The organism is Paenarthrobacter sp. YAF11_1, from assembly GCF_052113445.1.
Lineage (GTDB): Bacteria > Actinomycetota > Actinomycetes > Actinomycetales > Micrococcaceae > Arthrobacter.
Map to the genome: position 1 here is coordinate 196,646 of NZ_JBFRDF010000003.1, position 22,909 is coordinate 219,554.

Genomic DNA, 22,909 nt, shown 5'->3' on the forward strand with positions numbered 1-22,909 from the left:
AAAGAGGAGCCGTCACGTGACAGCGTCCAGCAGTTCCGACCAGCAGCTGCGGCTGCTCGCCGTCCACGCCCACCCGGATGATGAGTCCAGCAAGGGCGCGGCAACCATGGCAATGTACGCCGCCGCGGGAGTGGACGTGATGGTCGCTACGTGCACTGATGGCTCACGCGGTGACATCCAGAACCCCGCCATGGAAGACGCACCCCACCCCAAAAGGGATATGGCCGGTGCCCGGCGTCTGGAGATGGCCAACGCCGCTGCCGTCCTGGGAATCCAGCAACGGTGGCTCGGTTTTGTGGATTCGGGCCTTCCGGAGGGGGATCCGCTGCCGCCGCTGCCGCCGGAATGCTTCGCGCTCCAGCCCCTGGAACGGGCCACGGCGCCCCTGGTCCGGCTGGTCCGCAGTTTCAAGCCACACGTGATTCTGAGCTACGACGAAAACGGGGGCTACCCGCACCCGGACCACATCATGGCCCACAAGGTGGCGGTGGAAGCCTTTGATGCGGCCGGCGACCCGGACCGCTATCCGGGCATGGGGGAGCCGTGGGCCCCGAGCAAGCTTTACTACGACCGTGCCTTCAGTCCGGAACGTTTCCGCGCGCTGCACTTTGCGCTGGAAGAGGCCGGATTGCAGTCTCCCTACGCCGAGCGACTGGCCGCGTGGCTGGAAGCCGATGCCGAGGGGCATACTCCCGTTCCCCCGGGACACCAGACCACCACCCAGGTGGACTGCGGCGATTTCTTCGAGGCGCGCGACGACGCTCTCCGGGCGCACCGGACGCAGATCGATCCTCTCGGGTTCTTCTTCGCAGTATCGCCGGATCTGCAGCGCACTGCGTGGCCGTGGGAGGACTACACCCTCATCAAGTCCACCGTCCCGTCCGAGCTGCCGGAGAAGGACCTGTTCGCGGGGATAAGATAGACACTCCGGCAGTTTCTATCGCCCGTAGAAATTGCCGCCAGGCCAACCAGCTTCCGGCTACGCTGCCTGTCGGCATGCATCAGCTCCCATAGAAGGTTTGAACGTGCACCACTTGATTCTCGCCCTGACCGTCACTCCGTCGCCCAACCCCTCGGGCACGCTGCGGCCCGGCCTGTCCGAGGACCAGGTGACGCCCGGTACGTGGGGCTTTGTCCTCACGGCCTTCATCGTCATCCTGACCACGTTCCTCATCGTGGACATGGTTCGACGCATCCGACGCGTCCGGTACCGGGCACAGGTGGAGGAAGCACGCATGGCGGCCGAGGACGGCCCGGCTGCGGAGGACCAGGCTGCGGAGGACCCGGTTGCGGAGGCCGGCAATCCGGCCGACGACGGCACTGTCGGAGCGCCTGGCGCATCGTCTGCCGGCCGCGCCTCGGATGAGAACGACGATGCCGGTCCCCGGACCCGCTGAATCCTCCGGTAGCGGTTCGCCCTGGGCCAGCAACACCCTGGGCTCGGAACCTTCTGCCTATTTGCGGCAGCACGCGGACAACCCCGTGCACTGGCGCCCGTTCGGCGACGAAGCTTTTGCTATCGCCGCCGAACGTGATGTCCCGGTTTTCCTTTCCATTGGCTATGCGGCATGCCATTGGTGCCACGTCATGGCCCACGAGTCTTTTGAAGACACGAAAACTGCCGGCTACCTCAATGCCCACTTCGTCCCGGTAAAGGTGGACCGGGAGGAGCGCCCGGACGTCGATTCCGTCTACATGGCCGCAACGCAGGCCATCAGCGGTGAGGGCGGCTGGCCGATGTCCGTCTTCCTCACGCCTGACGGACTCGCCTTTCATGCGGGAACCTATTTCCCGCCCGTTCCGCTGCCCGGCAAGCCGTCCTTCCGCAACGTCCTCGAGGCCGTCCATGAAGCCTGGATGGAGCGTCGTGATGGAGTGGAACAGAACGCCCGCGGACTGGCAGCCAGCATGGCCGATGGGCACGTGTCCGCGGCGGTGCGGCTCGACGACCCACCCGGGTTGCTGGATGCTTCCCTCCTTCCGGATGCCGTGGCGCTGCTGGCCCGCTCTGAAGACCCCGACGCCGGTGGGTTCGGCAACGCGCCCAAGTTCCCGCCGTCGGCGGTTCTGGAGTTCCTCATCAGGCACGCGGCTGTGCCTTCCGATACCGCTGACGCCGCCAGGGATATGGCTGGACGAGCCTTGGCGGGCATGGCGCGCTCGGCCTTGCGCGACCAGCTCGACGGCGGATTTGCCCGCTACTCGGTGACGGCGGACTGGTCCGTCCCGCACTTCGAGAAGATGCTTTACGACAATGCCCAACTGCTCCGTGTCTATGCGCACTGGGTGCGGTTGGGTGGCAACGAGGTCTATTCAGCCGACGAAGCGGCGGCTGTGGCGTCACGATGCGCAGACTGGATGCTGGAGTCGCTGAGGCTGCCAGGCGGCGCTTTGGCTTCCTCCCTGGACGCCGACACGGTTTTTGACGGCGTTCATCACGAGGGCGCCACGTATCTGTGGACGCTGGAATCCTTGACCGACGTCCTGGGCGCCGATGACGCCGTGCAGGTGGCGCGCATGATGAACATTGGACCTGAAGGGACAGTCTCGGAGTTTGGCTCGCCGCTTCACCCGGCACGGAAGCTGTCCGACGCCGATCGGCGGCTTTGGGAGCGTGTGGCGCCCGTATTGCTTTCGGCGCGCAACCTCAGGAACCAGCCAGCCAGGGATGAGAAGGTGGTGGCCGGCTGGAACGGGCTCGCGGTAGCCGGACTCGCCGAGGCCGGGGCCGCACGTGGAATTGGCGGTCTGCTGGAGGACTACGCGTTCTGCGCTGATGGCTTCCTTGCCCTCTATGCGGTGACGGGCAATACACGCTGGTACCTGCTGGCGGAGAAGTTGGTGCTCGCTGCGTGCACTCGTTTCGTGGAGAACGGACAGCTTGCCGACTCGACAGGGGAGTCCGCGCAGGTCTTCAACGCCCAGGGTCAGCACTTAGGCCTGGACCCGTTCGACAACGCCATGCCCAGCGGTGCTGCGGGGTTTGCCGGTGTTCTCCTGTCTTATGCCGCCTATTCCGGATCCCACGGGCATCGGCTCATGGCAGGCACCATCCTGGGCCTGCTCCCGGCCCTCGCAACCCGTGCACCGCGCGTTGCCGGATGGCTCCTGGCCACCGCGCAAGCCGCGCTCGCAGGGCCGGTGGAGGCCGCCGTCGCAGGCCCTGATTCGCCGCTGAAGCGCCAACTGCACCGCACGCTGTTGACGTCTCCCAGCCCCGGGCTGGTGGTCGCCGTGCAGGCGGACGACGGCGGGGTACCGGCACGGGATCCCAGCGAGCCGCTGCTTCTCCACCGGTCGGGCACGCCGGACGGCTTCCCGCAGGTCTACCTGTGCCGGGACATGGTGTGCGAACGGCCGCTGGGGGACGCAGCTGCTGTCCGGGCCCGCTTGGCGGCCATGGGAGCAGGCGACTGAGTCGGTCGATGTCGGCCTAGCTCAGCACTGCCATCATGATGGCGATGAAGTGGGCCGCGAAGGCCAATACGGTGAAGGCGTGGAAGAGTTCGTGGAAGCCGAAGTGCTTGACGCTGAAGTTGGGCTTCTTGGTGGCGTAGAACACCGCGCCTGCGATGTACAGGGCGCCGCCCACGCAGATCAGGATCGCGGCAGGGGCATTGGCAGTGAAGAACTGCGGCAAGTAGAACAACGCTCCGCAGCCAAGGGCGATATAGACGGGAACGTAGAGCCAGCGCGGTGCGTGCGTCCATAGGATCCGGAAGAGCACTCCCACGATCGCCCCGGACCAGACAAGCCACAGCAGAGTGACAGCCTCGGAACGTTCCAGCAGGGACCAGGCCAGCGGGGTGTAACTGCCGGCAATGACCAACATGATGTTCGTGTGGTCCAGCCGCTTCAGGACCATGCGGACCTTGGGGGACCAGTTTCCCCGGTGGTACACGGCGCTGACTCCGAACAGGAGGAAGCCGGTCAACGCGTAGATGGCGGAGGTGATTTTGCGGTCCGGTGTAGGTGCCACTGTGATCAGGGCGATCCCCGCAGCGAGGGCAAAAGGAGCCGCAACAGCATGGATCCACCCGCGCCAGACGGGCTTGGTTTCGAGGAGCTCAGCCATGGTTAAACCATAACTTACGTTCCGGTAAGTTACTGCAGGGTAACAATGGGTGGAGGGAATTTGACCCCCGACTGCACCAGCTCGCCAGCTGGGGACGGTAGCCTAGGATGTGCGTCGTCGTCGTACAAGCAAGGAAGTCAGGTGAGAGTCCGGTGGAGCTGCCCGGTTTCCTCTATGGCTTCTATGAGCGCAAGCTCCTGCGCTCCCTCAAGCAGGACCAGATCCCGCGGCACATCGGTGTCATGGTGGACGGCAACCGCCGGTGGGCACGCCAGTTCAATGCACCCACCAGCCAGGGACATCAGGCCGGAGCGGACAAAATCCACGAATTCCTCGGCTGGTGCCAGGAGCTCGGCGTCAAAGTAGTGACGCTCTACATGCTTTCCACAGACAACATGAACCGCTCCGGTGAAGAGCTGGACCTCCTCATGGGCATCATTGCCAACACCATGGACCGTCTCGATGAGGACTCGGACGTCTCTGTCCACGCCATGGGTGCTCCCGAGCTCCTGCCCGACTATCTCGCCGAACGCCTCAACAAACTGACGGCCCGCACGCCGGTCCACGAAAAAATCCACGTCAACGTTGCCGTGGGCTACGGCGGCCGCCGCGAAATTGTCGACGCCGTACGGGAACTCCTGCACGACGCCGCCGCCAAGGGGCGGAAGATGACCGACGTCGCAGATGAACTTTCGGTGGACGACATCTCCCGGTTCCTTTACACCCGCGGCCAGCCTGATCCTGACCTGGTCATCCGCACGTCCGGCGAGCAACGGCTCTCGGGCTTCCTGATGTGGCAAAGCGCTTACAGCGAGTTCTACTTCTGCGAAGCACTCTGGCCGGCATTCCGTAAGGTCGATTTCCTTCGCGCACTCAGGGATTATGCCGGGCGCCAGCGCCGCTATGGAGCCTAGGGCTTTCCGGTTCATCAAAAATTAACGAGCCGGACATGCGACTTGCCGGGCGTGGGTTGCGGAAATGAATGTGTCCGGGATTACGTTAATCACATCAGCAGGCAAAACCGCCCGCTGATCGGGGAGGCCAGTACATGGAGCGGATCATCGCACCAGTTACATGGGAGGCCACGCCCGGCCTTCCGGCCGAGCCGCTTCACCATTAGGCCGGGCGAACTGCCCGGGGCTGGAGTCGATGTGGCTATTTCTGAGCAACTGCCCGCAATGGTTTCCGACGGGGAAAGTGCAGCTACCTCTCGCGCCAAGAGGGTCCCACAAACAGCGCGGACCAAAAAGTCCGTCACAGGCCGGAGCTACGTGATCGACACGTCCGTCCTGCTGTCCGACCCCCATGCCTTGTTGCGATTCGCTGAACACGAAGTCATCGTCCCCATCGTGGTCATCAGCGAACTGGAAGGAAAACGCCACGATCCCGAGCTCGGATACTTCGCCCGCAAAGCATTGCGGCTCCTGGACGATCTGAGGATCGAACACGGCGGCCTTGACCATTCCATTCCCATCGGGAAGGACGGCGGAATGCTGCGGGTGGAAATGAACCATATTTCCCCCGAGGTGCTGCCGGCAGGATTCCGTGGAGGCGACAACGACAGCCGCATCCTGGCTGTGGCCAAGAACCTGGCCAACGAAGGCCACAACGTTACCGTGGTCTCCAAAGACCTCCCCATGCGCGTCAAGGCATCCGCCATGGGACTTCAGGCCGACGAGTACCGCAACGAACTCGTCAAGGACTCCGGCTGGACCGGGATGGCTGAGGTGGAGGCCAACGACGACGAAATCACCACCCTTTACGGCCACGAACCGGTCTTCATCCCCGCTGCCGCAGAACTCCCCGTCAACACCGGACTGGTCCTTCTCTCAAATCGCGGATCCGCGCTGGGCAGGGTAGGGGCGGACAAACAAGTCCGCCTCGTCAAGGGCGACCGCGATGTCTTCGGCCTCCACGGACGCTCGGCCGAGCAGCGGCTCGCCATTGACATGCTCATGGACCTCGCCGTCGGCATTGTGTCCATCGGTGGGCGAGCGGGCACGGGCAAGTCCGCGCTGGCCCTCTGTGCGGGCCTGGAAGCCGTCCTGGAACGCCGTGAGCACCGCAAAGTGGTGGTCTTCCGCCCCCTGTACGCCGTAGGCGGCCAGGAGCTCGGCTACCTCCCCGGATCCGAGTCCGAAAAGATGAACCCCTGGGCCCAGGCCGTGTTCGACACCCTTGGCGCCTTGGTGAGCCAAGAAGTCGTTGAGGAAGTCATGGACCGGGGCATGCTCGAAGTCCTGCCCCTGACCCACATCCGCGGACGTTCCCTGCACGACGCCTTCGTGATCGTGGACGAAGCACAGTCACTCGAGAAGAACGTCCTCCTCACTGTCATGAGCCGTATCGGGCAGAACTCCAAGATCGTCCTCACCCACGACGTCGCCCAGCGCGACAACCTCCGGGTAGGGCGGCACGACGGTGTTGCGGCCGTCGTCGAGACGCTCAAGGGCCACCCGCTGTTCGGACACATCACGCTGACCCGTTCGGAGCGGTCGCCGATTGCAGCGCTGGTGACGGAGCTGCTCGAAGGGGCTGAAATCTAACCCCATCGAGGCCGTGCCCGCCTAAGGTGAAGGCCAGACATCCTCTGCGTGCTAGCTCGTTCCTCGCTTCTGACGCACGCTGCCGGATGCCTGGCCTTCGCCTTTCAGCCACCCGCCGGACGTTGTCCGATTCCGAGGTAGGAGGAGAAGGCTTCGTGGCCTTGGACTTTGAGGGTCCAGTCCGGGCGTTTGAAGGTGCTTGGGGTGAGGCGGACTTTTTGGACTTCCTGGACTGAGTCTCCCCAGCCATCGCGGAAAATGCCGTTGGGTTCGTAACCAAGGCTGGTGGAGACGCCCAGGGACTGTTGATTCCAGGAGGCAGCCTCGGACTCGGCGACTTCGGCACCGAGGTGATCAAAGGCATAGCTGACGACGGCGGCCCGCATCTCCTTGCCGAACCCCCGCCGTTGGGCGGACTGCTTGAGCCAGGAGCCAGTGCCGACTGTTTTCAAGGTGTTGAAGTTCTTGGCGCCGATGTCCTGGACGCCGAGGAACTCGTTGTCATTCCAGACCGCCAGGAGGAGGGTCCAGGATTCCTTGGTGAAGTTGGCGCGGCAGCGCCAGTACCACTGGGCCATATTGGGAGCGAGTTCATTGTCCGGGAGATCGGTCCACGGGGTGCTGAACGGGCTCTTGCCGGGCTCGTGGACACCTGAACGCGCCGCGGCGACAGCGGCCGGGATGTCGTCGTCGAAAACTGGGCGGATGATCAACCTCGGGGTGGTGAGGGTAAGTCCGAACGGGGGCCAGATGTCTGCCAGCGATGTCATCGCCGTAGCTTAGCCCGGCGGCGGGAGCCATGCGAGTCACGTCGCAAGAAGCTCGTCGAGGGGTTGGGTCTCGGGACTTTGGCGCTTCGATACTGCCGGGAGCTCGCTCCTCGGCGAGGGCGGGCGCTCGTCAGGCGGCCGGGCCGATGTCCCACGGGATGTGGCGTCGAACGTCCGTGAGGTTCATGGACTCAGCCAGGAAAAGGTCGTCCAGCATGTACTCGTCCACGGCCAGGATCTTCAGCCAATGTCCTTTTCCTGACGAGTCCCCGTCGAGGCTTTGGCTGGCAACGCAAACCCCTGTGCCGGCGTCGATCCTGATCAACGTTCGTCCGGTGTGGGCCAAAGGCTCGGCAGGATCCGAGGGAACATAGGTCCTGCTGCGGGTGACGATGGTTTCCAACGCGAGGCGGCCTTCGTGGTCCACTTCCCGGGGTTCCTCCAGGAAGACGCGGTTCGTGTCCGGGAATTCGAGGGGAACCGGCGCGTTGCCGGCTAGTTCCACGGGATCCAGGGCAGCGGCAAGTCGGCCGTTGCCGAAGGAGGGCTCACCGTAGGCAGCCTCTGGACGCCGCCTGACCAAACCGGCGTCGTCGTAAACGGGTGTCACCAGATGGGCCGGAAGCAACCATGAGCGGCGTGTTGAGGACACGTACAGATCATCCCGGGAGTCGTTGATGCCCGTGGTGCTGTGCAGCAATTGGCCGTCCGGTGTTTCCAGGCGAAGAGCGCCCGGCCGCCTCAGCCATGCGCGGACCATGGTGGCGCCCGTCCCGGGCCGTTCCAGGTATTCGAAGCGGAGGCTCGTCCATTTCCACGGCGAAGAACGGCAAAGATTCCGGAATGTGGAGGACAAGTCGAATCCCTGTCCTCTTGCGCTGTAGCTCCCCATATCCACAGTTTACCTAGCCCTTCAAGCGTGCCCTGCGGCCAAAGCGGGATAGCATCCGAGGGTGATCCGACGACTCTCCGACCTCTGGGACGCCAGCCCGCTGGGCTTCTGGCTGGTGATGGCCGCGTGCCTGTACTTCGTGGTGATGGCTGTTCGGCTCACGGTGATAGACGTGCGGAGCCACCTGTTGCCCAACCGCATTGTGTTTCCGTCGTACGCCGTGGCAGGGGCGTTGTTGCTGGCGGCATCGCTCCTGACATTCTTCGCCGATGCCGGTCCGGACCGTCACCTGTCTGCGGACCTGTTCGCTGTGCCCGGACTCAGGGTCCTCGCAGGAGGCGCTGTGCTGTGGCTTTTCTACTTCGTGTTGAGGCTCATCCACCCGCCCGGCATGGGCTTTGGTGACGTCAAGTTGGCGGGTGTGCTGGGCCTCTACTTGGGGTACCTGGGGTGGAGCCACGTGTTCGCGGGGACATTCGCCGCTTTCATTCTGGGCGGACTGTGGAGCCTGGCCATCCTGATGTCTCGCCGCGGTACCCTGCGTTCGGCCATTCCTTTTGGTCCGTTCATGTTGGCGGGGGCAGCAGCTGCCATGGTGCTGATACCCGCATGAGGCTTCCCACCGCGCCAACTGCGGCCGAACTGCAACCGTGCCCGTATTTTCGCCTTCACCGTGCTGCGGCATGCTTAGCCCAGCGAGTGTTTGGATGTGCTTGAAGGCAGCAGGAGGGTGCTGTGGGACAGATCAGGTTGAAGCTCATGCTGGGAGCCTGCCTTTTCTTTGCGCTGCTGCTGACCGGATGCGGGCAGGCCATCAACAGTCCTGACCAAGCGGCCCTGTCCAGCAGCCAGCAGGGTACTACTCATCAGCCCGGCACTACCGAACAGCCCTACCCCACACGGGGGCCGGAAACTCCCTGCGAAGGAGGACCGTTGGGCTGTGCCGAGTTCACGTCCGTGCGGGGGACCGACGTGACGGGCGACGTGGCGTGGCTCGGAACGGAACCGCTGGAGATCAGTTCGTCGCAGGTGAATGGTGAATGGATCTTGTACGTTACGACGCCATGCAACTGGCTGCAGGTGACAGTTTCGGTAGGCGATGATGTCCTGACGCCGCTTTGGAGGGTCGCCACTGACAAAGGCTGCGAGGGGTCAACCGCCAGCTATCAGGCCTGGACAGAGGAGCTCTTTGAGCAGCCCGTGCAGTGGAGGCTCGAGGGCGACACCCTCACCTTGAAGAACTCACATGCCACGATCGAATTGAAGGAAAGCTGACACCATGGGTGCACCAGAGTTCGTGCTGAAACTGCGGGAAAAGATCGGCAACGATCCCCTCTGGCTGCCGGCCGTGCGGGGAGTGGTCCTAGACGACGAAGGCAGGGTGTTGTTGGGCCAGCGTGCCGACAACGGTCATTGGGCACTGATCACCGGCATGTTGGAACCGGGGGAGCATCCAGCACCTGGGCTCGTACGGGAAATCTTCGAAGAAACGGCGGTGGTGGCCGAGACTGAACGGATCATCGGCGTCGGGGTTGTGGGGCCGGTGACCTTCCCCAACGGCGACGTCTGCGACTTCCTGGACATCACCTTCCGGTGCCGATACGTCTCCGGGGAAGCCCGGGTCAACGACGACGAATCGCTCGCCGTGGGATGGTTCGGGTTGGATGAACTCCCGGAGATGAGCGCCGGAAACCTTGAAGCCATCAGGCTTGCCACGGAGCCCGAAGGCCCCGTGGCGTACCAAGTGGAGGACTAGCGTTACCGACGTCCCGCATCGGCTGTGGGGCGGTCCTTGTCAACGCCATCCGAAGCTTCAAGTTCCGCTTCCAAACGCGCGGTCTCGAGTCGCTCGGCCTCAAGGCGGTCAGCTTCCTCACCGCCCACAGCCTCACCGCGTGCCACCATTCCTGCAGTATCGGAGAGGGGGATCTGCTTGAGCGTGATGGCCAGGATCAGAGCGATGGCAATGAACGGCACCAAGTACCAGAACACGGGCGCGAGGGAATTGGCGTAAGCATTGACGATCGCGTCCCGCAACTGCTCAGGGAGCTGTGACAATGCCTGCGGATCCAACGTGCTGGTGGACTGCGAAGCCTGCTCGGCAGACGCGCCGGCGCCGGTGAAGGCCTCGGTCAACGATTCGGACAAGCGGTTGGTGAAGATCGCACCGAAGACTGCGACGCCCAGCGATGCACCTACCTCACGGAAGTAGTTGTTGGTGCTGGTGGCCGTGCCGATCTGGTCAGCCGGAACAGAGTTCTGCACAACCAGGACGATGACCTGCATGATCAGGCCCAGGCCTGCGCCGAAGATGAAGAGCTGGACACAGATCACCCAGATGGGCGTGGAGGCTGCGAGAGTGGTCAGCCACAACATCGCCGCGATGGTCAGGGCCGCACCGAGGATGGGGTACATCTTGTACTTACCGGTCTTGGAAATCCGGATACCGGAGTAGATGGACGTACCCATCAGGCCAACCATCATGGGGAGCATCAGCAGGCCCGACTCAGCCGCCGAGGTGCCCGAGGACATCTGCAGGAACGTCGGGACAAAAGCGATGGCAGCGAACATGCCCAGGCCCAGCGTGAAGCCGATAGCCGTTGCGTTGATGAAGATGGGGTTCTTGAACAGGCTCAGGGGAATGATGGGATCCTCGGCCCGGCGTTCAACCATCACAAAGGCGAAGGCAGCCAGGACCATGCCGGCGCCGAACGCCCAGGTAAGCGGCGAGTCCCAGCCCTCATCCTTCTTGCCACCGAAGTCGGTGAAGAAGATGAGGCACGTGGTGGCTGCGGAGAGGAACAGGACACCCAGGATGTCGATCTTTTTTTCGGCCTTCTTGTTGGGCAGGGTCAGGGTGAACCACGCGGTGATGAACGCCGCGATGCCAATGGGGATGTTGATGTAGAAAGCCCACTCCCACGTGAGGTGGTCCACGAAGAACCCGCCCAGCAGCGGTCCGGCCACAGCGGAGAGACCGAAGATGGCGCCCAGCGGGCCCATGTACTTGCCGCGTTCCTTGGCCGGAACGATGTCCGCGATGATGGCCTGCGACAGGATCATGAGGCCACCGCCGCCCAAGCCCTGGATGGCACGGAAGATGACGAAGCCCCAGAAATCGGTGGCGAAGGCGCAGCCCACGGACGCGAGCGTGAACAGGGCAATGGCAATGAGGAACAGGTTGCGGCGCCCCAGGATGTCACCAAACTTGCCGTAGATGGGCATCACGATGGTGGTGGCAAGGAGGTAGGCCGTGGTGATCCAGGCCTGGTGCTCCACCCCGCCGAGCTTGCCCACGATGGTGGGCATGGCGGTGGAGACGATGGTCTGGTCGAGGCTGGACAGGAGCATGCCTGCGATCAGCGCCGAGAAGATGATCCAGATGCGTTTCTGGGTCAGCAACAGCGGTTCTGCTGCCTTCGAGAGTGTACTCATGCGGGGTCCTTCGAGGTTTCAAGGGGGTTGGGGCCCAATTGCTGGTTCGTGGCCAGTGGCTGGGCAAAGAGTTTCCGTGCGGCGTTGAGGTTCTGTTCGAGGATCCCGCGGTACGGGCGGGTGTTCTGCTCCGAGAAAAACTGCTGGGCTGCCTTCTTCGAGACCGCCCCGAACAACGCCGTCGCAGTCATGACTTCGGGATGCTCAGGATCCAGCCCTTCGCGGGCGGCCACCAGAGCAGCGAATTGCCGTTCCCGGGCTTCCCCTTCCAGCGTCAGGCGTGCCAGAAGCTGCGGTTCAGCTGTGATGGCGGCGATGAACTGTTGGACCTCGGTGCGGCTGATGGACGAACGCTCCATCAGGGTCACGGTGAGTACATGCAGAGCTGCCAGAAGAGTCCCGGAGATGCTGTCCGGCGTGCGTGCAGAGTTCTGGTTGAACGACTCCAAGGCGTCTGCGGGCAACTCATCCGAGAAGGAGCCGATCACAGCGTCTTCTTTGGAATGGAAGTAGTTGAAGAACGTTCGGCGCGAAATCCCCGCCGCTTCGCAGACTTCCTCAACAGTGAAACCGCTGAGGCCATGCTCAGCGGTCAGGGAACGCGCGACGGCGGTGATTGCCGTCCGCGTGGCAGCCCGCTTGCGCTCGCGGAGGCCGCCGTCGATATTTGCACTATTGCTCACAAAGTAAAGTTTTGCACTCTAAGCTGTAAAGTGCAAAAAGAGTAGGAAGTTCTTGTACAGCAGATGCCCTTGAGGGAGGGTCTTAGGGGCATCTGCTGTACAAAAACTCCGGGGGACGACGACGGCCGGCACCTTTTCGAAAAAAGGTACCGGCCGTCGTCGTGCTATTGAGTTTTAGACCAGGAGTCAGGCCTTGTGGGCCGGTGCCGTCATGGTGGTGACGTCCAGGGCTTTGTCGAGCTCGGCCTCAGTGACCTTGCCTTCGCCCTCGCCGACGAAGCCGAGCTGCTCGGTGGCCTGGCGGATGGTCAGGCCTTCCTTGACAGCGATCTTGGCGATCTTGGCAGCGTTTTCGTACCCGATGAACTTGTTCAGCGGGGTGACGATGGACGGGGAAGCCTCGGCCAGGAAGCGTGCACGCTCCACGTTGGCGGTGATGCCGTCGATCATCTTGTCAGCCATGACGCGGCTGGTGTTGGCCAGCAGGCGGATGGACTCCAGGAGGTTGGCGGCCATGACGGGGATGCCGACGTTGAGCTCGAAGGCGCCGTTGGTGCCGGACCAGGCGATGGCGGTGTCGTTGCCGATGACCTGGGCGCAGACCATGATGGACGCTTCGCAGATAACCGGGTTGACCTTGCCAGGCATGATCGAGGAGCCGGGCTGAAGGTCCGGAATGGCGATTTCGCCGAGACCGGTGTTGGGGCCAGAGCCCATCCAGCGGAGGTCGTTGTTGATCTTCATGAAGGAGATCGCAATGTTGCGGAGCTGGCTGGAACCCTCGATGAGGCCGTCGCGGTTAGCCTGTGCTTCGAAGTGGTCACGGGCCTCGGTCAGCGGCAGGCCGGTGTCGGCCGCGAGCAGTTCAATGACGCGCTCCGGGAAGCCGGCAGGGGTGTTGATGCCTGTGCCCACGGCGGTGCCGCCCAGGGGAACCTCGGCAACGCGGGGGAGCGCTGCGTTGATGCGCTCGATGCCGTAGCGTACCTGCGCAGCGTAGCCGCCGAACTCCTGGCCCAGCATGACAGGTGTTGCATCCATGAGGTGGGTACGGCCGGACTTGACGACGTCCTTGAACTCCACGGCCTTGCGGTCAAGGGAAGCAGCCAGGTACTCGAGGGCCGGGATCAGGTCGTTGATCAAGGCCGACGTAGCGGCGACGTGCACGGACGTCGGGAAGACGTCGTTGGAGGACTGCGAAGCGTTCACGTGATCGTTCGGGTGGACAACTTTGTCACTCCCGGCGGCTGCGAGGGCGCGCGATGCCAGCTCGGCAATGACCTCGTTGGTGTTCATGTTGGAGGAAGTGCCCGAACCGGTCTGGAAGACGTCGATGGGGAAGTCGCCGTCGTACTTGCCGGTGGCTACCTCATCGGCGGCAGCGGCGATAGCCTCGGCGAGCTCACCATCGAGCACCCCCAGTTCGGCGTTCGCCAGTGCAGCGGCCTTCTTGACGCGGGCCAGGGCTTCGATGTGGGTGCGCTCAAGCGTCTTGCCGGAGATCGGGAAGTTCTCCACAGCACGCTGCGTCTGGGCGCGGTACAGGGCGTTCACGGGGACGCGAACTTCGCCCATCGTGTCATGTTCAATACGGAACTCAGTGGTGGAAGTCATGGGGCTAGCTTAGGGCGATGGGACGCCGCACAGAAAACCCGGAGGGGAGTGCTACGTGCTCCGGCGCCATGGCCGGAGCACGTCTTCCTAGAGCTTGCCGATCCCGGAAACGAGGGCCGCACGGCCCTCATCGAGCTTGTAGGACAGGCCAATGACAGCCACCCGGCCGTCGTCGATGGCGTCGGAAATCACACGGGAGCTGTCAGCCAGGCGGGCGGCGGTCTGCTTGACGTGCTCCACCACCATGTCGTTGACGTCTTCCTGGCTGTTGCGCTTGGCCGTCAGTACCGAGGGCGTGATGCGCTCCACAAGGTCACGGATGAAGCCGGGAGGCATCTCGCCCGTTTCCACCGCAGCCTTGGTGGCCTTCACTGCGCCACAGCTGTCATGGCCCAGGATCACAATCAGCGGAACCCGGAGTTCGCTGATGCTGTACTCGAGGGAGCCAAGCACGGCATCGTCAATGACCTGGCCGGCGGTGCGGACCACGAAGGCGTCACCGAGGCCCAAGTCAAAGATGATTTCGGCGGCCAGCCGTGAATCCGAGCAGCCGAAGATGACAGCAAACGGATTCTGGTTCTCAATGAGTGAGGATCGTCGCGAAGCATCCTGGTTGGGGTGCAGGGATTCGCCGGAAACAAAACGTTCGTTGCCCTCGCGGAGACGGCGCCACGCCAGGGCTGGGGTCAGGTAAGTAGGCACGAGCCTTACTTTACGACGCAGACAGGGCAGTCCGTGAAACTGTTGCGAGGGTTAAGCGGACGGTTGCGTCGAAGCAGGGGCCGAGGCGGGCGCACTTGCGGGCGCCGCCTGCTCTGCAGACTTCACGACGGCGGCAGCGAGCGTTGCGAACTCGTCCAGGCTCGCGGTGCCGCTCAAGATGATGGTGGTACCCCGGTACTCCAGGACCATGCTGCGCTTCTCCTTGCCGGAGTCCCGCAGCTCCCAGTCCTGGCCGCCGGCGTTGCGAGTGCCGGTGACGGGCAGGTTCTCCGTCTGCTGCAAAACCCAGGTGGGGTTGGCCTGGGTGGTCTGGGTGAGGCCAATAAAGGCCTCCTTGGGGGTCAGGAACCCAATTTCCCAAGTGGGGACGCCACTTCCCGTGCCTGATTCCCACCGGGCGTAGTTGGGCTTGAATGTGTCGCCCGTATCCGGGGTCACCGGTGTGAATCCTGCCACACCTGTGGCGTTGCGGGCGACGGCTGCCACGTCGACATCGGGCCTGAAGCCCTCGCCCTTGGGAGCCGGGTTCATCAAAACGATGGGGAGGAAAGCCAACACGCAGACGAGCAGCGCAATGACCATGCCAATGACCGACGCATTGGCCCGCTTGGCAGCTTTCGCCGCAATGACGGGTTTGTAGGGGGCATCCGGGATGGCCTGGGCATCGTTTTGGCTGGCCGCTGCAGCGTCCGATTGGTTCTCGGCTGCGGGCTTGTCCTGCGTTTCACTCACCTTTCCATGATCCCTTATCCCGACGGGGAACACACATCCGGGAACCTCACCACCGGTATCGGGGGCTGTGGTCATCCAACGACTCCGGGACCACGTGGCGACTATGATCGTTGATAGAGGAACCCCGGGTTGCCCAGCGCAACCATGTCCGGTCCCGTGAATCGTCACTCGAAGAAGAGGTTCAAGTGTCTCCTGCACCAATGACCCAGCAGTATTCCACGATTTCGCCGTCGCTCGCCGTCGGCCTCGACGAACCCGACCGCAACCTTGCGCTTGAACTCGTCCGTGTCACCGAGGCCGCGGCAATTGCCGGTGGCCACTGGGTAGGATTCGGTGACAAGAATAAGGCAGACGGCGCCGCCGTCGATGCCATGCGTTCGTTCCTTCACACTGTCCACTTCAACGGCGTTGTGGTCATCGGTGAAGGCGAAAAAGATGAAGCCCCCATGCTGTTCAACGGCGAGCAGGTTGGTGACGGCACCGGTCCCGAGTGCGACGTCGCCGTCGACCCCATCGACGGAACCCGCCTGACCGCCCTCGGCATCAACAACGCCCTCGCGGTGCTGGCAGTTGCTGAGCGCGGATCCATGTTCGACCCCTCCGCCGTGTTCTACATGGAGAAGCTCGTTACCGGTCCTGAAGCTGCCGACATGGTGGACCTTCGCCTGCCGGTCAAGCAGAACCTGCACCTCATTGCCAAGGCCAAGGGCGTCAAGGTCAACCAGCTCAACGTCATGATCCTGGACCGCGACCGCCACCGCCCCCTCGTGGAGGAAATCCGCGAAGCCGGTGCACGCACCAAGTTCATCATGGACGGCGACGTCGCCGGGGCCATCGCCGCAGCGCGCTCCGGCACCGGTGTTGACGCCCTCATGGGTATCGGTGGCACCCCGGAAGGCATCGTTGCAGCGTGTGCCATCAAGTCGCTCGGTGGCGTCATCCAGGGCCGCCTGTGGCCGACGTCTGACGAAGAGAAGCAGAAAGCCATCGACGCCGGACACGACCTCGACCGCGTCCTGTCCACCAACGACCTCGTCACCTCGGACAACTGCTACTTCGCAGCCACCGGCATCACCGACGGCGACCTCCTCCACGGCGTGCGCTACCAGAAGGACCGCGTTATGACGCAGTCCATCGTGATGCGCTCCAAGTCCGGGACGGTCCGCTTTGTTGAGGCCGAGCACCACGCATCCAAGTGGGAGACGTACGCGCGCAAGCCGTAACCTCCGCACGTAACAGAAGGACGGCGAGCATCGCTCGGCGGCTATCTCCTCGTACCTCGTCGATTTGATGCCGCTTTCGCGATACTCGCCGTCCTTCTCTGTGTCCGGGCGGCTTATGGTTGCGCGCAATTTTGGTGGTGTGCCCGCGATGTGTTCCGTGTCCACCCACTTTGGGATCGGGGCCCCGCCGACATGCCGTGATCTTCGGCGTGTTGGGGCGAGGACGGGCTCAAAGTGGGTGGTTAAGACACGTGTTCTGGTGGCACCCTTGTCCGTTGTGCTTCGCAGCGGCGTGAGCCTGGATGAATTTTGAGGGCTTGGATCCGCGTCCCGATCGGCCGGGGGTGCGCGTGGACCCGGGCTCCCCAGCGCAAAGGCTCGACGACGGCGCTTCCGTGAGTATCGTCGTCGGGCGCTACTCGTGATCGGCTGTTGGGCCTGATCGACGGCGTGGGCGCCGGAGGTGTGGAGGCCAGGCTTAGCGGAGCTTGTCCCGGAGGCTTCTCGCTAGTTGGTAGGCACCGTAGCGGAGTTTGTTGACCGGGAGGTCCCAGGTGCCGGGGTAGGAGACTTCTCGGCCGCCGAAGGACTTCTTGAACGCCGTGAACCCGGCCCACTTGTGGTCCGGCCGGTCCTCGGGCGCCACGCCCCAGAGGTCCACATGCTTCAAACCCTTCTCCTTGGCATCAGCCATGAGTGTCACCAGGAGGGGGATGCCCGCGCTGAGCTTTCGATGGGTGTCGTCCAAGGCCGCATGGGCGTAGACACGGGTGTCATCGGAGTCGTAGGCGAAGGCAGCAGCGATGGGTTCCCCTTCCAACTCCGCTATGAACAGTGTTCCGGCGCCGGAGGGCAGCAATGACGCAGCCACCTGTGTGAGGTACTCATCGCTTTGGGGTTTGAAGCCATTGCGGGCGGCGGTCAGGTGGAGGAAGTGCAGGAGGACCGAGATGTCGGCGGGATCCTGCGAAGCCCTGAAGGTCACACCCTTTTTGTGGATGTTCCGGTACAGGTTCCGGTTGGTCGGCTTCATGCCTGCCAGGACGTCCTTGAAATCACCGTCGAGGTCCACGATCCAGCTGAGCTCAGGCTGCTGGTTGACCGGCGCGGGCCGCAAGCCGCGCGCGCGAAGGAGGGGGCCGGCGTCGGAAGCTGAAAAACYGGCCGCTGCAGGTTCCATCCGGACGAAGACTGCATGTTCCTTCGTGGCCAAAGCCACCAGGGCAGCAGTGGCGGCGTCGAACGCTTCAACGGACTCTGCCACAGGACCGTAGGGGGCGTAGATGACCTTGCCGGCGGGGTTCTTCTCCTCAATGGCGAGGAAGCTCCAGCCCGGACCGGACTGTTCGTGGACACGGCGGCCCAGGGAACGCTGGACAGCAGCCCACGCAGGGGTTTGCAGGAAAAACTCCATGGATCAGTTCCCCAGCCCTGTGGTGACGGCAAAGGCGATGCTGGTTTCGGTGGCTCCCTGGACAGGATGGACGTTCACGGGTGCCTCGAGATCGGGGATGAAGGCGGCCGCGCCGCGCTGGAGGCGGAGGTCGCTCTTGGGCGAGTCAAGCAGCACCGAACCGGATACGACCACGACGACGGCCGGTCCGGTTTGCGCCAGGGGAACCGGCTCGGCACCCGGGCGAAGTTCAATGCGCTGCAGCTGGAATTCCTTGAAGGGCGGCCGGTACAGCTCCTGCCCGAATTCGGTGCCACTCGCTTCGACGCGCGGCACGCCGAGGGCTTCGAACCGGACCGTCTTCAGCAATTCCGGAACGTCCACATGCTTGGGGGTGAGCCCGCCTCGAAGCACGTTGTCGGAAGAAGCCATGACTTCCACGCCCAGCCCATGAAGGTAGGCGTGAATGTTTCCCGCAGGCAGGTACACCACCTCGCCGGGCTCCAGGGTGAGGTGGTTGAGGAGAAGTGAGTTGAGGACGCCGGGATCGCCCGGGAAGGCCTCGTTGATGTCCAGCATTGCCGTCAGTGCTTCCCGATGCGGCTCCAGCGGAGCACCGGCGGACAGGACGGCCACTACCTCGTTGATAGCGTCGGAGATGTCGCTGCCACCTTTGATCAGGCGGCTGAAAGCAGCCTTGAGGGCAGTAGTTTCGTCCCTGTCGGTGAGATCGGAGATGACGTCCTGGATGATGGCCGGGATTTCCACCGCCGCTGAATCGAGGACCTGTGCCAGGTGCTCAAAGATGCTTCGCGAATCAGCAGGGGAGCGGAAACCACACAGCGCCCTGAACGGAGTGAGCGGAAAGATCATCTCCGGTTTGTGGTTGTTGTCGCGGTAGTTGCGATCCGCCGCGTCGGGGGAGATGCCGGCTGCGTTCTCCCGGGCAAAGCCTTCCTGTGCCTGTTCCAGGCTGGGGTGCACCTGCAGCGACAACGGCTGTTCCGCTGCCAGCAACTTGGTGAGGAACGGCAGCCGCGGTCCGAACTCGGCCAGGCTCTCCGATCCCAGGAACCGCTGGGGATCGGACTCGATCAATGCGTTCAGGGGCTGGGTTACGCCGTTGGGGTGAAGGGCTGTGGAGGGGGAGTCCGGGTGGGCGCCGATCCACAGTTCGGCTTCGGGGCCACCTGAGGCCGGCCGCCCCAGCAAGTCTGCGATCGCCGTCGTCGAACCCCACGCGTAGGGTCGCAAAACATTCTCAATCTGGTACACGAAAGAAAGTCCTTATCGTTGCGCTGGACGTGGGGTGGAGGGGACCTGCACGCTTACAGCGGTGCGCACTGTCCGTTGGTGGCTACGAGATCCCGGATGCCTTGCTCATCGCCCTGGGCCTTGAGGCCGTTCAGGAGTTCGATGGTGATGGGAGTACCGTCCGGTGTGGTGGTCACCGGGGTGAAATCGGCCGACGGCGAGGGAAGCTGGCTTGCGGGAAGGCCCCCTGCAACTGGCCCAGCCGCCACGATGGTGCCGGCGGCAGCGCCGTTGGGGGTCACGACGGCGTCATCCGCCTTGGGCGCGTTGGACGACGCCAGGACTTCCTGGACCTTGGAGTGGATGAGGTCGAAGTCCGGCACCGTGGAGAAGGATGCGTCGAAGTCCGGAGGGCCGATGGTGAGCCGCTTGACGGGCTGGTTCTTGGACTTCAGGGCGAGGTCCACGAAGCTGCCCAGCTGGTTGGAAGAAATATTGGAATCAACAACCTTGGTGCCGGCGTTGGCGATGTCCTCGAACTTGGTCAGGAGGGTGGCCGGATCCAGTTGCTTGAGCATGGCCTGCTGAACGCACTGCTGGCGGGCAATGCGGGCGTAGTCGTCCACGAATTCGCGGGAGCGGCCGTACCAGAGGGCATGGAAGCCATCCAGGTGCTGGTCACCGGCCGGGATCCAGCCGTCCGGCATGCCGTGGATCCCGTTGGCTTCATCAGTCACGGGACCACTGATGGGAACCCAGCCGCCGGCCTTGATGCGGATGCCGCCCATGGCGTCGATGAGTTTGGCGAAGCCATCCATATCCACCAGGACGTAGGCCTGGACGGTGATTCCGAGCGTGCCGGAGACCGCCTCCAAGGTAGCCTGGGCGCCAGGATCGGCAACGCCCGGGTAGAGGTTCTGGTAGTTGTTGGTGACCTCGGTATTGACGGCGTTGATAAGGCATTCGTCACCGCAGTTGTAGCCCTCAGGGTAGATCTCACGCATGGGTGAGCCTTCGCTGAACTGGGCGTTCTGAAGGTTGCGGGGGACGGAGATGATGGCGCTCTCGCCGGTCTTGGCGTCGACACTGATAACGGAGAGGCTGTCCGGGCGGCGCCCCGTCCTGTCATCCCCGGCGTCGCCACCCATCATGAGGAAGTTGTAACGGCCGTCCACGGGATCGATCGCAGGGCCGGCATTGAAGATACTGCCGATGGCGTTCCGGCTGACGTTCAGGACGTAGGCGATGTAACCCAGCGAGCCACTGGCAAGCACCGTTGAGGCTGCCAGGACCACGGCAATGATGGGCCGCATCCCTGGAGCCAGCAGGGCCGGCCTGATGATCCGCAAGGTGTTGAGGAACAGATAGGCCCATCCCAGCGCCAAGGCCACGAGGACCACGATGATGAAGAGTGAACCAACCGGATGGGTGAAAATACTGAGCAACAGAGTGCGGTTCACCAACGCGATGAACAGGGTCACCAGCGCCAGGGCCCAGACGGTGAGCGTGACGCGCAGTGCCACCCGGCCAAGTTTCCGGTCACCGGCAACAATCTGGGCGCTGCCGGGGATAAAGAGCGTGAGGAGCACCAGCACGAAGGCGCGTTTGGTCCGCACCGGGGCGCTGGCCCCGGACGGATGGCGGACGGGATCAGTCAGGGCGGAACCGGGCTGATTCGAAGTCTTGTGCATGGTAGTCAACCGCTGCCTTCCTAGCGGGAGCTCCGGCCTGAAGCGTTGGCAGGGGAAAAGACTTCCTCTACTTTGCGGCGCAGGTTATCGCCCTTCTTGGTGGCGACGTCATTGAGCTCCTGGGCAAAATCGAGCAGATCGGCGCGGAGCTTGGCGGCGAGTTCGTCCGTTCCCGAGGCCAGCATGCGGACAGCAAGGAGTCCGGCGTTGCGTGCCCCGGCAATGGAGACCGTGGCCACGGGGACACCGGCAGGCATCTGGACGATGGACAGCAGGGAATCCATGCCGTCCAGGGTCTTGAGGGGCACGGGGACTCCGATGACGGGGAGCGGTGTCACCGAGGCCAGCATGCCGGGAAGGTGGGCGGCGCCGCCTGCACCGGCGATGATGACCCGAAGTCCACGCTCGTGGGCAGTCTGGCCGTAACGGATCATTTCCGTTGGCATGCGGTGCGCAGAAACCACGTCCGCTTCAAAGGGGATACCGAATTCTGCCAGGGCGTCCGCTGCAGCTTCCATGACGGGCCAGTCTGAATCGGAACCCATCACGAGCCCTACCAACGGGGCTGTTGCTTCTGACGTCATGCGGTCTCCTCAAGGGTGGTCTGCTCGGGCTTGCGGCCGTCGCGGATGATGTTGGCCACGACAGTGGCGCGCTGGCGGACAGAGTCGACGTCGGAGACTGAACTGCCTACGAGGTTCACGTGGCCGATCTTGCGGCCGGGGCGAACGGACTTGCCGTAGGAGTGGACCTTGGCCGCGGGCTCATAGGCCAAGGCCATGGGGAAGGCCTTGAACAGGTCCTGGTTCTCGCCGCCGAGGAAATTCTTCATGACCACTACGGGCGCCAACGCGTCGGTAGCGCCAAGCGGCAGGTCCAGCACAGCCCGAAGGTGCTGTTCGAACTGGCTGGTGATGGATCCATCCTGCGTCCAGTGGCCCGTATTGTGCGGGCGCATGGCAAGTTCGTTGATGAGGAAGCCTGCTCCGACACCCGGCGTTTCAAAAAGCTCTGCAGCCATGACGCCGGTGACGCCAAGCTCGTTGGCGATGCGCAGCGCAGCTTCCTCGGCGGCAGCGGCCACCTCAACGGGGATGTTCTGGGCCGGTGCGATGACTTCGTCGCAGACACCGTCCACCTGGATGGTGTGGACCACGGGCCAGGCCCGCGATTCGCCGCTGGGGGTGCGGGCGACCAGTGCCGAGAGTTCGCGGCTGAAGTCCACCTTGGCCTCTGCCAGCAAAGGGCTCATGGCCTGGAACCAATCGGCGGTGTCCGCGGCGTCCTCTGCTGAGTGGACAATCCTGACACCCTTGCCGTCGTAACCGCCGCGCGGTGTCTTCAGGACAACGGGCCAGCCGATGCGGTCGCCAAAAGCCACCAGCTCTTCAACGTTGTTGACTGCCGACCACTCAGGGTTGGGAAGGCCGAGGCGGTCAATGGCAGCCCGCATCACCAGCTTGTCCTGGGCGTTGACCAGCGCGTCGGGACCCGGCTGGACGTTGACGCCGGCATCCAGAAGGGCCTGCAAATGTTCAGTGGGAACATGCTCGTGGTCAAACGTCAGCACGTCCAGGCCCTTGGAGAACTCAAGGAGAGCGTCCAGGTCCGTGTAATCGCCGATCGGGGCTGTGGCCACCGCGGCAACAGCCGAAACGTCCTCACCCTCAGCCAAAACACGGAGTTCGAAGCCCAGGGCGGTAGCGGGCGGAGCCATCATTCGTGCGAGCTGGCCGCCGCCAACAACGCCAATTACTGGAAAAGTCACAAGGTTCAGCCTACCGAACCGGCGGCGGGATCACTGATTCTGCCGCTCTCGCGATTGCTTTTCCACAGGTTCCGGCGGCCTCAGGGGGCCAGTATCGGCGTTCTCACAGT

At 63.5% G+C, this 22,909-nt stretch carries 22 protein-coding genes; 9 read left to right on the forward strand and 13 right to left on the reverse strand.

The window, feature by feature from the left end; translation table 11 throughout:
* The first annotated feature begins 16 nt into the window (after positions 1 to 16).
* The 3 genes from mca to AB4Y77_RS06475 all read left to right on the forward strand — a co-directional run bounded on the left by mca (position 17) and on the right by AB4Y77_RS06475 (position 3,417).
* On the forward strand, positions 17 to 922 hold the full coding sequence (mca, locus tag AB4Y77_RS06465) for a mycothiol conjugate amidase Mca (protein ID WP_311213144.1): 906 nt from the start codon (positions 17 to 19) through the stop codon (positions 920 to 922).
* 103 nt (positions 923 to 1,025) lie between these two features.
* Entirely contained in the window at positions 1,026 to 1,397 is a 372-nt protein-coding gene (locus AB4Y77_RS06470) for a hypothetical protein (protein WP_442013335.1), read from the forward strand.
* On the forward strand, positions 1,375 to 3,417 hold the full coding sequence (locus AB4Y77_RS06475) for a thioredoxin domain-containing protein (RefSeq protein WP_442013336.1): 2,043 nt from the start codon (positions 1,375 to 1,377) through the stop codon (positions 3,415 to 3,417). The genes AB4Y77_RS06470 and AB4Y77_RS06475 overlap by 23 nt, the downstream gene beginning before the upstream one ends.
* Positions 3,418 to 3,433: 16 nt before the next feature.
* Here AB4Y77_RS06475 and trhA read toward each other — a convergent pair whose 3' ends face one another.
* Positions 3,434 to 4,075 (reverse strand): PAQR family membrane homeostasis protein TrhA, encoded by a 642-nt coding sequence (trhA, locus tag AB4Y77_RS06480; protein ID WP_311213147.1) that lies wholly within the window; start codon positions 4,073 to 4,075, stop codon positions 3,434 to 3,436.
* Between the two features lie 107 nt (positions 4,076 to 4,182).
* Here trhA and AB4Y77_RS06485 point away from each other — a divergent pair, with 107 nt between their 5' ends.
* Positions 4,183 to 4,989, forward strand: coding sequence for an isoprenyl transferase (locus AB4Y77_RS06485; RefSeq protein ID WP_311213148.1), 807 nt, complete (start codon positions 4,183 to 4,185; stop codon positions 4,987 to 4,989).
* 42 nt (positions 4,990 to 5,031) lie between these two features.
* Positions 5,032 to 6,621: a PhoH family protein gene (locus AB4Y77_RS06490; RefSeq protein ID WP_442013337.1), complete on the forward strand. Its 1,590-nt coding sequence runs from the start codon at positions 5,032 to 5,034 to the stop codon at positions 6,619 to 6,621.
* 104 nt (positions 6,622 to 6,725) lie between these two features.
* Here the strand turns inward: AB4Y77_RS06490 and AB4Y77_RS06495 are convergent, their stop codons facing one another.
* Entirely contained in the window at positions 6,726 to 7,391 is a 666-nt protein-coding gene (locus AB4Y77_RS06495; RefSeq protein ID WP_442013338.1) for a GNAT family N-acetyltransferase, read from the reverse strand.
* Positions 7,392 to 7,521: 130 nt separating this feature from the next.
* The gene (locus tag AB4Y77_RS06500) at positions 7,522 to 8,283 is read right to left on the reverse strand and encodes a hypothetical protein (RefSeq protein ID WP_311213151.1); all 762 of its coding nucleotides are present in this window, start codon (positions 8,281 to 8,283) and stop codon (positions 7,522 to 7,524) included.
* A 61-nt stretch (positions 8,284 to 8,344) separates the two neighbouring features.
* Here AB4Y77_RS06500 and AB4Y77_RS06505 point away from each other — a divergent pair, with 61 nt between their 5' ends.
* The 3 genes from AB4Y77_RS06505 (at position 8,345) to AB4Y77_RS06515 (ending at position 10,039) form a co-directional block, all read left to right on the forward strand.
* On the forward strand, positions 8,345 to 8,896 hold the full coding sequence (locus AB4Y77_RS06505; RefSeq protein WP_442013339.1) for a prepilin peptidase: 552 nt from the start codon (positions 8,345 to 8,347) through the stop codon (positions 8,894 to 8,896).
* A 122-nt stretch (positions 8,897 to 9,018) separates the two neighbouring features.
* Positions 9,019 to 9,558: an META domain-containing protein gene (locus tag AB4Y77_RS06510; protein WP_442013340.1), complete on the forward strand. Its 540-nt coding sequence runs from the start codon at positions 9,019 to 9,021 to the stop codon at positions 9,556 to 9,558.
* A gap of 4 nt (positions 9,559 to 9,562) precedes the next feature.
* Positions 9,563 to 10,039 (forward strand): NUDIX hydrolase, encoded by a 477-nt coding sequence (locus AB4Y77_RS06515; protein WP_442013341.1) that lies wholly within the window; start codon positions 9,563 to 9,565, stop codon positions 10,037 to 10,039.
* A gap of 2 nt (positions 10,040 to 10,041) precedes the next feature.
* On the opposite strand, the gene AB4Y77_RS06520 is transcribed toward AB4Y77_RS06515, so the two are convergent.
* From AB4Y77_RS06520 to AB4Y77_RS06540, 5 genes are all read right to left on the reverse strand, one after another.
* The gene (locus AB4Y77_RS06520) at positions 10,042 to 11,718 is read right to left on the reverse strand and encodes an MDR family MFS transporter (RefSeq protein WP_311213155.1); all 1,677 of its coding nucleotides are present in this window, start codon (positions 11,716 to 11,718) and stop codon (positions 10,042 to 10,044) included.
* A complete protein-coding gene (locus tag AB4Y77_RS06525) occupies positions 11,715 to 12,401 on the reverse strand; it encodes a TetR/AcrR family transcriptional regulator (RefSeq protein WP_311213156.1) in 687 nt (228 codons plus the stop codon). Before AB4Y77_RS06525 ends, AB4Y77_RS06520 begins: the two co-directional genes overlap by 4 nt.
* Before the next feature lie 186 nt (positions 12,402 to 12,587).
* A complete protein-coding gene (locus tag AB4Y77_RS06530; protein ID WP_442013342.1) occupies positions 12,588 to 14,015 on the reverse strand; it encodes a class II fumarate hydratase in 1,428 nt (475 codons plus the stop codon).
* 87 nt (positions 14,016 to 14,102) lie between these two features.
* Positions 14,103 to 14,717, reverse strand: coding sequence for a carbonic anhydrase (locus AB4Y77_RS06535; protein ID WP_011774029.1), 615 nt, complete (start codon positions 14,715 to 14,717; stop codon positions 14,103 to 14,105).
* Between the two features lie 51 nt (positions 14,718 to 14,768).
* Complete coding sequence (locus AB4Y77_RS06540; RefSeq protein ID WP_311213158.1) at positions 14,769 to 15,470, reverse strand: DUF4245 domain-containing protein; 702 nt, start codon at positions 15,468 to 15,470, stop codon at positions 14,769 to 14,771.
* A 200-nt stretch (positions 15,471 to 15,670) separates the two neighbouring features.
* On the opposite strand from AB4Y77_RS06540, the gene glpX reads away from it, so the two are divergent.
* Positions 15,671 to 16,693, forward strand: a complete 1,023-nt coding sequence (glpX, locus tag AB4Y77_RS06545) for a class II fructose-bisphosphatase (RefSeq protein WP_017198677.1) — start codon at positions 15,671 to 15,673, stop codon at positions 16,691 to 16,693.
* Positions 16,694 to 17,171: 478 nt separating this feature from the next.
* Here glpX and AB4Y77_RS06550 read toward each other — a convergent pair whose 3' ends face one another.
* Genes AB4Y77_RS06550 through AB4Y77_RS06570 form a run of 5 tightly spaced genes read right to left on the reverse strand, consistent with a single transcriptional unit; the run spans position 17,172 to position 22,799 of the window.
* A complete protein-coding gene (locus tag AB4Y77_RS06550) occupies positions 17,172 to 18,107 on the reverse strand; it encodes a lipid II:glycine glycyltransferase FemX (RefSeq protein WP_442013343.1) in 936 nt (311 codons plus the stop codon).
* Positions 18,108 to 18,110: 3 nt separating this feature from the next.
* Positions 18,111 to 19,361, reverse strand: a complete 1,251-nt coding sequence (manA, locus tag AB4Y77_RS06555; RefSeq protein ID WP_442013344.1) for a mannose-6-phosphate isomerase, class I — start codon at positions 19,359 to 19,361, stop codon at positions 18,111 to 18,113.
* A gap of 53 nt (positions 19,362 to 19,414) precedes the next feature.
* The gene (locus tag AB4Y77_RS06560) at positions 19,415 to 21,031 is read right to left on the reverse strand and encodes an LCP family protein (RefSeq protein WP_311213161.1); all 1,617 of its coding nucleotides are present in this window, start codon (positions 21,029 to 21,031) and stop codon (positions 19,415 to 19,417) included.
* A gap of 20 nt (positions 21,032 to 21,051) precedes the next feature.
* A complete protein-coding gene (purE, locus tag AB4Y77_RS06565; RefSeq protein WP_311213162.1) occupies positions 21,052 to 21,615 on the reverse strand; it encodes a 5-(carboxyamino)imidazole ribonucleotide mutase in 564 nt (187 codons plus the stop codon).
* Positions 21,612 to 22,799 (reverse strand): 5-(carboxyamino)imidazole ribonucleotide synthase, encoded by a 1,188-nt coding sequence (locus AB4Y77_RS06570; protein ID WP_442013345.1) that lies wholly within the window; start codon positions 22,797 to 22,799, stop codon positions 21,612 to 21,614. Before AB4Y77_RS06570 ends, purE begins: the two co-directional genes overlap by 4 nt.
* Between the last annotated feature and the right edge of the window lie 110 nt (positions 22,800 to 22,909).